We start from the raw sequence: 11,785 nt of genomic DNA, 5'->3' as shown, positions 1-11,785 counted from the left end.
GTCTCCAGCAGGCGGACGGGATCGTTCTACACGATTGCAGCGCGTACCTCATCCTGCGCCAGCACATCGTCAAGTGTCTTGCCCAGCCGCGTCAGCAGCTGCTCCATATCGTCGGCATCGCACGAGATCGCCGGTGCCAGCCCGATCGTACCATCGGCAAAGGCACGGAAGATGAGGCCATTTTTGTAAGCGGCGCGTGACAGCCGGTCCGAGATGTTCAGTGCGGTGTCGAAGCGGGTACGGTTCGCCTTGTCGGCGACCAGCTCGATCCCCGCCAGCATCCCGGCGCTGCGCACGTCGCCGACCAGCGGATGATCCGCCAGCGCGGCCAGCCCCGCGGCCAGTTGCGGCCCGCGTTCCAGCCCGTTCGCCATGATCCCACCCTCGGTATACAGCCGCAGCACCTCCAGCCCGACCGCGGCGCTGACCGGATGCCCCGAATAGGTGAAGCCGTGGCCGATCGGCAGGTGATTGTCCGGGCCGTCCGCGATCCCGGCATAGACCTGCTCGGTCATCAACACCGCGCCCATCGGCGCGTAGCCGGCGGTCAGCCCCTTGGCGACGGTCATCAGGTCCGGCGTGACGCCCTCGCTCTCGCACGCGAACAGCGGCCCGGTGCGGCAGAAGCCGGTGATGACCTCGTCGGCGACCAGCAGGATGTCCAGCTCGGTACAAACCGCGCGCATCGCCTTCAGCCAGCCCTTCGGCGGCACGATCACGCCCGCCGATCCCTGTACCGGCTCGGCGAAGAAGGCCGCGACATTCTCCGCACCCAGTTCGGCGACCTTGGCGCGCAATTGCGCCACCGACAGGTCGATCACCGCCTGCGGATCGTCACCGGCGGCGCTGCGATAGGGATAGGCGGCGGGGATATGATGCTGCCACGCGTGCGGCACGTCGAACTGCCGGTGGAAGGCCGGCAGCCCGGTAAGCCCGGCGCCGTTCGAGGACGAGCCGTGATAGCCCTTGTCGAGCGCGATCATCTGCTTCTTGTTCGGCCGCCCGGTCGCGTTGAAGTAATGCGTGACGAACCGTACCACCGAGTCGATCGCATCCGACCCGCCAAGCGTGAAATAGACGCGCTCCAGCCCCGTCGGTGACAGCTCGGCCAGCCGCTGCGCCAGCAGGATCGCCGGCTCGCTGGCGAAGGAGAAATAGCCGGTGGCATAGGGCAGGCGCCGCATCTGCTCCGCGGCGGCCGCGACGACGCTGTCCTGGCCATAGCCGATGTTGACGCACCACAGGCCTGCGAAGGCGTCGAGCAAGCGGTTGCCCTCGCTGTCGGTCAGGTACATGCCGTTGCCCCCGGTCAGCACCGTCGCACCGCGCGCCTCGTGCGCGCGATAGGCGCTGACCGGATGGATCAGGTGGCGTCGATCGCTGTCGATCAGAGAGTTCAGCTGCATGGATCGTCCCGTAGGTTACGGTGACGATCCTAGCGGCAGGCGGCGCGCGCCCGTCCCGAACCGTGGCCGACATTCGCCCGACGCTACCGTTGTCGCGCGAAGGGCAGCAGATTATGCCGCGCGTTCGATCTTGCGAAACCCCGGGGTCCCGATCGCTATACCGTCATCGTCGTCGCCGGGATGACTGAGAAAGGCAGGTGATCCGATCTGGCGCGTGATGACATAAACTTGATCCGTGATTGCGCGCGTAGCGAAGCGACCCAGGGTCGGACCAGGACGCCCTGGATTGCTTCGCTACGCTCGCAATGACGAACGATATGTTCGACCTGCCGTCATCATGATCTAGATCGCCGCGGCGATCGCGCGGCCGCAGTCGGCGGTCGAGGCGGTGCCGCCCAGATCGCGCGTCCGCCCCGCCGGGGTCGCCAGCACCGTTTCGATCGCGCGGACGATCGTCGCGCCGGCGTCACGTTCGCCGAGATGGTCGAGCATCATCGCCGTCGACCAGATCTGCCCGACCGGATTGGCGATGCCCTGTCCGGCGATGTCGGGGGCCGATCCGTGCACCGGCTCGAACAAGGACGGGACCGAGCGGTCGGGATTGATGTTCCCGCACGGCGCGATCCCGATCGTGCCGGTGCACGCGGGGCCGAGATCGGAGAGGATGTCGCCGAACAGATTGGACGCCACCACCGTGTCGAAGCGGTCGGGGTTCATCACGAACTGTGCGCACAGGATGTCGATGTGATATTTGTCGGTGCGGATGTCGGGATAGTTTTTCGCCATCTCCTCCACCCGCGCATCCCACCACGGCATCGTGATCGCGATCCCGTTCGATTTGGTGGCGGAGGTCAGGTGCTTCTTCGGCCGCGTCTGCGCCAGTTCGAACGCGTAGCGCAGGATGCGATCGGTGCCGAAGCGGGTCATCACGGTTTCCTGCAGCACCACCTCGCGATCGGTGCCGGGGAAGGCGGTGCCGCCGATCGCCGAATATTCGCCTTCGGTATTTTCGCGCACGATCATCATGTCGATGTCGCCCGGCCCACGCCCCGCGAGCGGGCAGGGGACGCCGGGCATCAGCCGCGCCGGGCGCAGGTTGACATACTGGTCGTATTCGCGCCGGAACTGGATCAGCGATCCCCACAGCGAGATATGGTCCGGCACCGTCTCCGGCCAGCCGACCGCACCGAAGAAGATCGCGTCGACCGCGCCGATCCGATCCTTCCAGTCGTCGGGCATCATCTGGCCGTGCCGCGCATAATAGTCGCAGCAGGCGAAATCGTGCCATTGCTGCTCCACGGCAAAGCCGAACCGCGCCGCTGCGGCTTCCAGCGCGCGGACGCCCTCGGGCATCACCTCGGTGCCGATGCCGTCGCCGGCGATCACCGCAACCTTGTACGACCGCCCGCTCATGCGCCGAACCCCTTCAGTCCGGCCCAGTGAAAGGCCTTCGTCTCCAGATATTCCTCGATCCCCTCGCGTCCGCCCTCGCGGCCGAGCCCCGACGCCTTGATCCCGCCGAACGGCGCCATTTCCATCGCGATAGAACCGGTGTTGAGCCCGACCATCCCGAACTCCAGCGCCTCGCCGACGCGCCAAGCGCGATGCAGGTCGTCGGTGTAGAAGTAGCTCGCCAGCCCGAACGGCGTGGCGTTGGCGAGGGCGACCGCCTCTTCCTCTCGCTCGAAGCGGAAGATCGGTGCGACCGGGCCGAACGTCTCCTCACTGGCAAGACGCATGTCGGGCGTCGCGCCGGTCAGCAGCACCGGGCGCACGAAGCGGTCGTCGCCGGTCACGCCGTCCGGCGTGGCGGCGATCGTCGCGCCGTGCGCCAGCGCATCGTCGACATGCGCGGCGACCTTGGCGGTCGCCGCGGCGTTGATGAGCGGGCCGATCGTCACACCCTCGGTGCGACCGTCGCCCACCTTCAGCGCACGCACCGCCGTGCCCAGCGCGGCGACGAAGCGATCGTGGATGCCGTCCTGCACCAGCAACCGGTTGGCGCACACGCAAGTCTGTCCGGCATTGCGGAACTTGCTGGCCATCGCGCCCGCCACCGCCAGATCGACGTCGGCATCGTCGAACACGATGAAGGGCGCGTTGCCGCCCAGCTCCAGGCTCAGCCGCTTCAGCGTGTCGGCCGACTGCCGCATCAGCAGCGATCCGACCCGCGTCGAGCCGGTGAACGACAATTTGCGCACGACGGGGCTGGCGGTCAGCGCGCCGCCGATGCCGTCGGGCAGGCCGGTGACGATGTTGAGCACGCCCGCCGGGAAGCCCGCCTGCTGCGCCAGCTTGCCGAGCGCCAGCGCGGTAAACGGGGTCAGCTCGGAGGGTTTGACCACCACCGTGCATCCGGCGGCCAACGCCGGCGCGACCTTGCGGGTGATCATCGCCGCCGGGAAATTCCACGGCGTGATCGCCGCGCAGACGCCGACCGGCTCGCGCAGCGCCAGGATGCGCCGATCGGGGGTGGGGGCGGCGATGGTGTGGCCGGCGACGCGGCGTCCTTCGGCGGCGAACCATTTGACGAACGATGCGGCGTACGCGATCTCGCCGGTCGCTTCGGCCAGCGGCTTGCCCTGCTCGGCGGTCATGATCCGCGCCAGCTCGGCGGTGTTCGCGACGATCAGTGCATGCCACGCCTCCAGCACGTTCGCGCGATCGTCGGCGGTGCGCCGGCGCCACGCCGGGAACGCCTGCGCCGCCGCGGCGATCGCCGCCTCCGCCTCCGCCGCGCCGCCCGACGGGATCGTCCCGACCACCGCGCCGGTCGCCGGATCGGTCACCTCCAGCGTGTCGCCGCCGCGCGCCGCCGTCCACGCGCCGTCGATCAGCATCGCCTCGACCAGCAGGTCGCCCTCGCGCGCCATCACAGCAGTGCCTGGCTGACGATCGCGAACGACCGCGCGCGATCGCTGCAGACCGGTTCGGTGCCGCGCACCATCGTCACCACCCGGCCGACGCGAATGATGCCCAGATCCTCCAGCCAGTCGCCCAGCTTGCTGTCGCCCGTGATGTCCAGCCGCGTGAATTCGCCGCTGCGCGATCCCAGCCATTGCGCGATCAGCGCCTGTGCGCGCGTCCGGTCGGGCGCGATCACCGGCCCGATCACATAGCCGCGCCCGAAGCGCCGGAACAGCGCCACGCCGTCCAGCTCGCCCTCACGATCGAGCACGACCCCGTGCGCGCGGTCCAGCAGCACGCCCATCATCGCCGGGCGCTCCAGCCCGGTCGCTGCCGCCACCAGCGCGGCGACGAGCGGCGCGTCGCGCTCGCCCAGCGGCCGGATCCGCTCGCCCTCGCCCAGCGGGATCAGCGGCGCGGAAAACGACGCGCCCTGATGTTGCAACACCTCGGAGACGCCGACGAAGCCCAATTTGCGGTACAGCGGCAACCCCTCTTCGGTGGCGTTCAGCAGCACCGTCGCGTCCGCACCGAATTGTTCGGCGATGCCGTCCAGCGCGGCTTCCATGATGATCCGGCCCAGCCCCGCACCGCGATGCGTGCGCGCGACGATCACCATACCCAGCGTCGCGCACGCCGGCCCGGCGGGCCACCACATCGTGCTGGCGACGATCGCGCCGCCCATTTCTGCCACGACACCGTGGCCGACCGTCAGCATGTCGAGCAGATCCTCGGCACGGTGCGGCCATTGCTCCGCCTTCGAAAGCGCGTGCACGGCCGCCACGTCGCTGTCCTGCATCGGCCGCAGCGCCAGCCGATTGTCCGGCATCGTCGCCATGCCCTGAATCCTTTCTATCATCGCGGGGCCGCATGGTCGGTCCGCGCCACCTTCTGCCTTCTCTAGACGCGTCGGGAAAGCAGCGGGTGCCGCGCAGCCGCGTCGTTCGATGCGATCGCGCCGGAAAAGCGCCACGATGCGATACTTGCTGCCGCCATCGCCGCGCTACGATGCGGGAATGGGGCGATGAACGGCAGAAAGCGCTTCGCGGCGCCATCGCAAACGCGGACAATGCCGAAGCGATCGGCAAGGATGCGGGCAGGTTGATCGGGGGTGGGCAGATAGGATGAACGGGTTCGGATCGCCTCGACGGGGCCGGCGGCATTGATAGATCGCCGGCATATTCTGCGGATGCTGGCGGGCGGCGCGGTGAGCGCGGGGCTGGGGGCGTGCAGCTTTCCCGCGCCGCGCCCGCCGGTGAAGGGCGGGCGGCTGCGCGTCGCGACCGCGGCCAGCTCGACCGCCGATACGCTCGATCCTGCCAAACAGTCCGTGGTCACCGATTATTGCCGCGGGAACATGTTCTACAACGGACTGACCCGCCTCGACGCCGCCTCGCGCCCGCAACTCGAACTGGCCGAGGCGATCGAGACGCGGGACGCGCGCGAATGGACGATCAAGTTGCGCAGCGGCGTCCGTTTCCACGACGGACGGCCGCTCACCGCCGCCGATGTCGTGTGGTCGCTACGCCGCCACGCCGATCCCGCGACGGCCTCCAAGGTGAAGGTGTTCGCGGATCGCTTCGCTGACATTCGTGCGGTCGGCGGCGATGCCGTCCGGCTGACGCTGACCGGCGCCAATGCCGATCTGCCGGTGATCCTGGGCATCCCACAATTCCAGATTCTGCGCGCCGATACCCGGGACTTCACCACCGCCAACGGCACGGGCCCGTTCCGCTGCACCGAATTCCAGCCCGGCATCCGCTCCGTCGCGGCCCGCAACGAGGAGTATTGGCGCGGCCCCGTGCGGCTCGGCGAGGTTGAGCTGTTCGCGATCGCGGACGACAGCGCACGGATCAACGCTCTGCTGTCGGGTGACGTCGACCTGATCAACGCGATCAACCCCCGCATCGTCCGCCAGCTGACCCGCGCGGGCTTCGCGGTCATGGAATCGAAGACCGGCGGCTACACCGATCTGGTGATGCGGCTGGACCGGGCGCCGGGACGCAACCGCGATTTCGTCGCCGGCATGAAGGCGCTGCTCGATCGCGAGACGATGCGCAACGCGATCTTCCGCGGCTATGCGACGATCGCCAACGACCAGCCGATCCCGCCGACCAACCCGTATTTCGCCGCCGACCTGCCGCAGCGCGCGTTCGATCCCGAGCGCGCCCGCCACCATTTCGCCAAGGCCGGGCTGCTCGGGGCGACGATGCCGCTGGTCACCTCGACCGCGGCGGAGAAGTCCGACGACATGGGCGTGCTGTTGCAGGATGCCGCGCGCCGTGCCGGGTTGACGCTCGACATCCGTCGCGTGCCGCCCGACGGCTATTGGACGAACAGCTGGATGAAGGTGCCGCTCGGCTTCGGCAACGTGAACGCGCGCCCGACCGCCGACATCATCTTCACGCAATTCTTCTCCTCCGACGCGCCTTGGAACGAAAGCGGCTGGCACGACGCGCGCTTCGACCGGCTGCTGCTGGAGGCGCGCGGCTCCACCGACGAGGGGTTGCGCAAGCAGATCTACGGCGAGATGCAGCACCGCATCCACGATCATGCGGGCATTGGTATCCCGTTGTTCCTCAGCCTGCTCGACGCCCACAGCCCGCGCGTGAAGGGGCTGCGGCCGATGCCGACCGGCGGGCTGATGGGGTTCGATTTCGCCGCGCACGTCTGGCTGGACGACGCGGCATGACGGCGTCGCCGCTCCTGCGCCTGATCGCGCGCCGCGTGCTGGTCGCGCTCGGGACGTTGTGGCTGGTGTCGCTGGCGGTGTTTGCCACTTCGCTGTTGATTGAGGGCGACGTGGCGGAGGCGATCCTGGGGCAGAGCGCCACGCCGCAGGCGCTGGCGGGCTTGCGCGCCGCGATGCACCTCGATCAGCCCGCCTGGGCCCGCTATCTGGTGTGGCTGGGCGGCATGATGCGCGGCGATCCGGGGCATTCGCTGATTACCGGCACGCCGGTCGCGGCATTGATCGGCGCGCGGCTCGGCAACTCGCTAGCGCTCGCGGGAATCACCGCGTTGATTTCGGTGCCGGTCGCGCTGACGCTCGGCATCGTCGCGGCGGTGAAGCGCGGCACGATGTTCGATCGCGCGATCGGGCTCGTCACGATCGCAGTGGTGTCGGTGCCCGAATTCCTGATTGCGACGCTGGCGGTGATGCTGTTCGCGGTGACGCTGCACTGGGCGCCCGCATTGTCCTCGATGCGCGACGTCGAGTCGCCGCTGGCGCTCGCGCGCATGTATGCGCTGCCCGTGTTCAGCCTGGCGTGCGTCGTGATCGCACAGATGCTGCGCATGACCCGCGCCGCGGTGATCGACGTGCTCGACAGCAGCTATGCCGAGGCGGCGCGGCTGAAGGGCGTGTCGCCCGCCCGACTGGTGCTGCGGCACGCGCTGCCCAACGCGATCGGCCCGATCGCCAATGCGGTCGCGCTCAGCCTGTCGACGCTGCTGGGCGGGGTGATCGTGGTCGAGATCATCTTCAACTATCCCGGGGTCGCGCGGCTGATGGTCGATGCGGTCGCCACGCGCGACATTCCGCTGGTGCTGGGCGTCGCGATGATCTTTTCCGCCTCCTATTTGCTGCTGGTGACCACCGCGGACGTGGTGGCGATCCTCTCCAACCCGCGGTTGGGCCACCGATGAGCATCTCCCTGGCACCCCGCCGTCCGCGGCGTTTCGCGATCAGTTGCATCGTGGGGGCGGTGCTGGTCCTCTTCTGGATCGGCGTTGCGGCGATCGGGCCGCTGTTCGCACCGCACGACGTCGGCGCGGTCGTCGATCTCGACGTCTTCTCGCCCGCCAGCCGCGCCTTTCCGCTCGGCACCGATTACCTCGGGCGCGACATGCTCAGCCGCGTGCTTTCCGCCGCGCGCTACACCGTCGCGATCGCGTTCGTCGCGACGACGCTCGCCGCCGGGGCGGGGGTGTTGCTCGGCCTCGCCGCCGCGGCGGGCGGGTGGCTCGATCTGTTGCTCAGCCGCGTCTTCGACACGATCATCGCGATCCCCAGCCTGATGCTCGGGCTGGTGGTGATCGCGTCGCTGGGCGCGTCGATCCCGGTGCTGATCGGCACGCTGGCGCTGATCTACACGCCCGGCGCGTTCCGGACCGCGCGCGCACTGGCGCTCAACGTCAACGCGCTCGACTTCGTCACCGTGGCGCGCGCGCGCGGCGAGCGGCTGCCGTATATCGTAGTGCGCGAGATCCTGCCCAATGTCTGCGGGCCGTTGCTGGCCGATTTCGGCTTGCGCTTCGTGTTCGTCGTGTTGCTGCTCAGCGGGCTCAGCTTCCTGGGGCTCGGCGTGCAGCCGCCCTACGCCGATCTCGGCGCGTTGGTGCGCGAGAACATCGCCGGGCTGGGCTTTGGCGCCTGGGCGGTCCTCTTCCCGGCGCTGGCGATCGCCTCGCTGACGATCGGAGTGAATCTGGTGATCGACGCATTGCCCAAGCGGGGCCGGGCATGATCGCGCTGGTCCAGATCGAGGGTCTCCGCATCGTCGCGCGCGGCGAGGATGGTGCGGAGTTTCCGATCGTTCACGACGTGTCGCTGTCGGTCGCAGCGGGCGAGGTGCTGGCGCTGATCGGCGAGTCCGGATCGGGCAAGACCACGATCGCGCTGGCGATGCTCGGCTATGCCCGCGCCGGCTGCCGGATCGCCGCGGGCGCGATCACCGTCGCCGGGCAGCGGCTCGACGGGCTCGGTGAGCCTGCCTTGCGCGCGCTGCGTGGTCGCACCGTCGCCTATGTCGCGCAGAGCGCCGCCGCGGCGTTCAACCCCGCCTTGCCGATCATGGCGCAGGTGATCGAACCGGCGCTGATCCACGGCGTCATGACCCGCCCCGCGGCCGAGGCCAAGGCGCGAGCGCTGTTCGCCAAGCTGGCGCTGCCCGATCCCGATCATGTCGGCGACCGCTATCCGCATCAGGTGTCGGGCGGGCAACTTCAACGCTTGATGGCGGCGATGGCACTGATGACCGATCCGGCGCTGGTGATCTTCGACGAGCCGACCACCGCGCTCGATGTCACGACGCAGATCGAGGTGCTGATGGCCTTCAAGGCGGTGGTGCGCGATCTGGGCACCACCGCGGTCTATGTCAGCCACGATCTGCCGGTCGTCGCGCAGATCGCCGACCGGATCGTGGTGCTGCGCCACGGCGCGGTGCAGGAGGAGGGTACGACGCAGGCGATCCTCCACGCACCGGCGCACGAGTACAGCCAGGCGCTCGTCGCCGCGGCGGCGCCGCGCGCCCCCGCGCCGCCGGTCGACCTGCCCGCGCTGGACGTCGGCGAGCCGCCGTTGCTCGAGCTGCGGCAGGTGGTGGCCGGCTATGGTCGCGTCGACGGTGACGGCCTGCCGGCGACGCGGATCGTCGACGCGATCGATCTGAAGATCCTGCGCGGGCAGGTCGTCGGGGTGATCGGCGAGTCCGGGTGCGGCAAGAGCACGCTGGCGCGGGTCGTCGCGGGACTGCATCCGCCCGCCTCGGGCTACGTCAATCTGTGCGGCGTGCCGCTGTCGGGCGCGGTCGCGACGCGGACGCGCGATCAGCTGCGGCGCATCCAGCTGGTGTTCCAAAGCGCTGATACCGCGCTCAATCCCGCCAATTCGGTGGCGCAGGCGCTCGGGCGTCCGCTCACCTTCTTCCACGGATTGCGGGGGCGTGCACTGCGGGCGGAGGTGGCGCGGCTGCTCGATCTGGTGCGATTGCCGGCGGCGCTCGCCGAGCGGTTGCCGGGCGAATTGTCGGGCGGGCAGAAGCAGCGGGTCAATCTAGCGCGCGCGCTTGCCGCGCGGCCGGAACTGCTGCTGTGCGACGAGGTGACGTCGGCGCTCGATCCGGTCGTCGCCGAGCAGGTGCTGGACCTGTTGATCGAGCTGCGGCGCGAACTGGGGCTCGCCTATATGTTCATCACGCACGACCTGAACATCGTCCGGGCGATCGCCGACGAGGTTATCGTGTTGAAAGGCGGGCAAATCGTCGAGCAGGCCCCGGGCGCCGCGCTGTCGGCACCGCCGCATCATCCCTATACGGAATTGTTGATGGCGTCGGTGCCGAGCTTGCGGTGCGGCTGGCTGGAGGATGCGGCGGCGGTGATCGGGACACGCGCCGCGCGCAGGTGATCAGGCGGGGCGGTAGATCGCGTAGACTTTCTTGACGAACGTCTGGCTTTCCCACGAACATTCCGCGCCCTGTTCGACCAGGAAGATGTCGCCGGCGGTGAAGGTGGCGGTGCGGCCGGCCTCGTCGACGAAGGTCACCGCACCGTCCAGCAGGTGCATCAATTCATAGTGCCGGTAGCGCATGGGCAACCGAAAATACGGGGTCGAATCCCACGTTCCGCACAGGAATTCGCCGGTTGCGGAGCGGTAATCGGTGTGGTTGCGGCACGCCGGTGTCGCACCGATCAGCAATTCAGCGAGCGGTGCGCCCGACGGCTCCAGCGGCGCGTCGTGGTCGATCGCAACCGGCCGATCCGCACCCGCCGGCCCGCCGGTGCATTGCATCGCGACGATCAGCGTGTCCGGCGCTGCCTGCCAGTCGAGCGCGACGCCGGCGGGCAGGACGATCGACCCAGTCGGCGCCAGCACCGCGCCGTCGATCGTCAGCGCGCCCGACAGCACGACGACGAACCGGTCGGCGGGCATCGCCGCGACGTGCCCGCCCCCGGAGAGACGCGCGGCGGCGATCGACACCGGCCCGTCGGGCAGCGCAAGCGCGGTGCCGCCGAGCAGGTCGCCACCCTCCGCGGCCTGCGCGGCGAACGCGCGCAGGTCGACGAACGAGCGGACGCTCACAGCCCCAGCAATCCCGGCAGCCCGCCGATGTTAGGGATGTCGTGATAGCCGTAATAGGGATTGGCCGGTTCGTGCCCGCGATTGACGAACGCCTTGTCGACGATCCCCAGATCGTGCGCGGTCATCAGGTCGTAGCGGAAGCTGGAGGAGACGTGCAGCACATCCTCCGGCCCGCAACCCAGCCGATCGAACATATATTCGAACGCCTGCATCCGCGGCTTGTACGCCTGTGCCTCCTCGGCGGTGTAGACGGCGTGGAACGGCGCCTCCAGCCGGGCGACGCTGTGCGGGATCAGCTCGACCATCGAATTCGACAGGATCACCAGCGGGAATTCGGCGGCGACGCGCTTCAGCGGTTCGACCACGTCGGCGTGCGGCCCCCAGGTCGGCACCGCGGCATAGACGGTGTCGGTATCGCTGTCGCGATACGGGATCTTCCACTTGGCGCAGGTGCGGCGCAGCGATCCCTCGACGACGTCGCGGTACGGCTTCCACGCGCCCAGCACCTCGTCGAGCCGATAGGCGGAGAAGTCGGCGCAGAAGGCGTCCATGTCGGCTTCCGCGACGCGATCGGCGTAGAGGCGGCGCGCGACCGGGGCCATCTCGAAATAGATGAGCGTGCCGTAGCAATCGAAGGTGATGTATTTCGGCTTCAGCGCCATGATCGTAC

The 11,785-nt window shown here is 68.9% G+C and carries 10 protein-coding genes; 4 read left to right on the top strand and 6 right to left on the bottom strand.

What is annotated here, in order from left to right; translation table 11 throughout:
- Window positions 1–26 precede the first annotated feature (26 nt).
- The 4 genes from SPHPH_RS0107945 to SPHPH_RS0107930 all read right to left on the bottom strand — a co-directional run bounded on the left by SPHPH_RS0107945 (window position 27) and on the right by SPHPH_RS0107930 (window position 5,151).
- Entirely contained in the window at window positions 27–1,406 is a 1,380-nt protein-coding gene (locus tag SPHPH_RS0107945; RefSeq protein WP_028966228.1) for an aminotransferase class III-fold pyridoxal phosphate-dependent enzyme, read from the bottom strand.
- 342 nt (window positions 1,407–1,748) lie between these two features.
- Window positions 1,749–2,819 (bottom strand): tartrate dehydrogenase, encoded by a 1,071-nt coding sequence (locus SPHPH_RS0107940; RefSeq protein WP_028966227.1) that lies wholly within the window; start codon window positions 2,817–2,819, stop codon window positions 1,749–1,751.
- Window positions 2,816–4,279, bottom strand: coding sequence for an NAD-dependent succinate-semialdehyde dehydrogenase (locus SPHPH_RS0107935; RefSeq protein ID WP_028966226.1), 1,464 nt, complete (start codon window positions 4,277–4,279; stop codon window positions 2,816–2,818). Before SPHPH_RS0107935 ends, SPHPH_RS0107940 begins: the two co-directional genes overlap by 4 nt.
- Window positions 4,279–5,151: a GNAT family N-acetyltransferase gene (locus SPHPH_RS0107930; protein ID WP_028966225.1), complete on the bottom strand. Its 873-nt coding sequence runs from the start codon at window positions 5,149–5,151 to the stop codon at window positions 4,279–4,281. Before SPHPH_RS0107930 ends, SPHPH_RS0107935 begins: the two co-directional genes overlap by 1 nt.
- Before the next feature lie 324 nt (window positions 5,152–5,475).
- On the opposite strand from SPHPH_RS0107930, the gene SPHPH_RS0107920 reads away from it, so the two are divergent.
- The 4 genes from SPHPH_RS0107920 to SPHPH_RS19165 are packed head-to-tail and all read left to right on the top strand — an operon-like array spanning window position 5,476 to window position 10,440.
- Complete coding sequence (locus tag SPHPH_RS0107920) at window positions 5,476–7,005, top strand: ABC transporter substrate-binding protein (RefSeq protein ID WP_238302956.1); 1,530 nt, start codon at window positions 5,476–5,478, stop codon at window positions 7,003–7,005.
- On the top strand, window positions 7,002–7,961 hold the full coding sequence (locus SPHPH_RS0107915; RefSeq protein WP_028966223.1) for an ABC transporter permease: 960 nt from the start codon (window positions 7,002–7,004) through the stop codon (window positions 7,959–7,961). Before SPHPH_RS0107920 ends, SPHPH_RS0107915 begins: the two co-directional genes overlap by 4 nt.
- Window positions 7,958–8,782 (top strand): ABC transporter permease, encoded by an 825-nt coding sequence (locus SPHPH_RS0107910; RefSeq protein ID WP_028966222.1) that lies wholly within the window; start codon window positions 7,958–7,960, stop codon window positions 8,780–8,782. Before SPHPH_RS0107915 ends, SPHPH_RS0107910 begins: the two co-directional genes overlap by 4 nt.
- Window positions 8,779–10,440 carry an ABC transporter ATP-binding protein gene (locus tag SPHPH_RS19165; protein WP_051272896.1) on the top strand — a complete coding sequence of 554 codons (1,662 nt, stop codon included), beginning with the start codon at window positions 8,779–8,781 and terminating at the stop codon, window positions 10,438–10,440. Before SPHPH_RS0107910 ends, SPHPH_RS19165 begins: the two co-directional genes overlap by 4 nt.
- Here the strand turns inward: SPHPH_RS19165 and SPHPH_RS0107900 are convergent, their stop codons facing one another.
- Both SPHPH_RS0107900 and SPHPH_RS0107895 read right to left on the bottom strand, forming a co-directional pair.
- Complete coding sequence (locus tag SPHPH_RS0107900) at window positions 10,441–11,115, bottom strand: cupin domain-containing protein (RefSeq protein WP_238302954.1); 675 nt, start codon at window positions 11,113–11,115, stop codon at window positions 10,441–10,443.
- Window positions 11,112–11,777, bottom strand: a complete 666-nt coding sequence (locus tag SPHPH_RS0107895) for a haloacid dehalogenase type II (protein WP_037488285.1) — start codon at window positions 11,775–11,777, stop codon at window positions 11,112–11,114. The genes SPHPH_RS0107900 and SPHPH_RS0107895 overlap by 4 nt, the downstream gene beginning before the upstream one ends.
- Window positions 11,778–11,785: the final 8 nt, after the last annotated feature.

Origin of the sequence: Sphingomonas phyllosphaerae FA2 (assembly GCF_000427645.1) — a bacterium.
Lineage (GTDB): Bacteria > Pseudomonadota > Alphaproteobacteria > Sphingomonadales > Sphingomonadaceae > Sphingomonas > Sphingomonas phyllosphaerae.
Note: the sequence above shows the minus strand (reverse complement) of the source record. Positions and strands in the feature narration are given on the sequence as shown.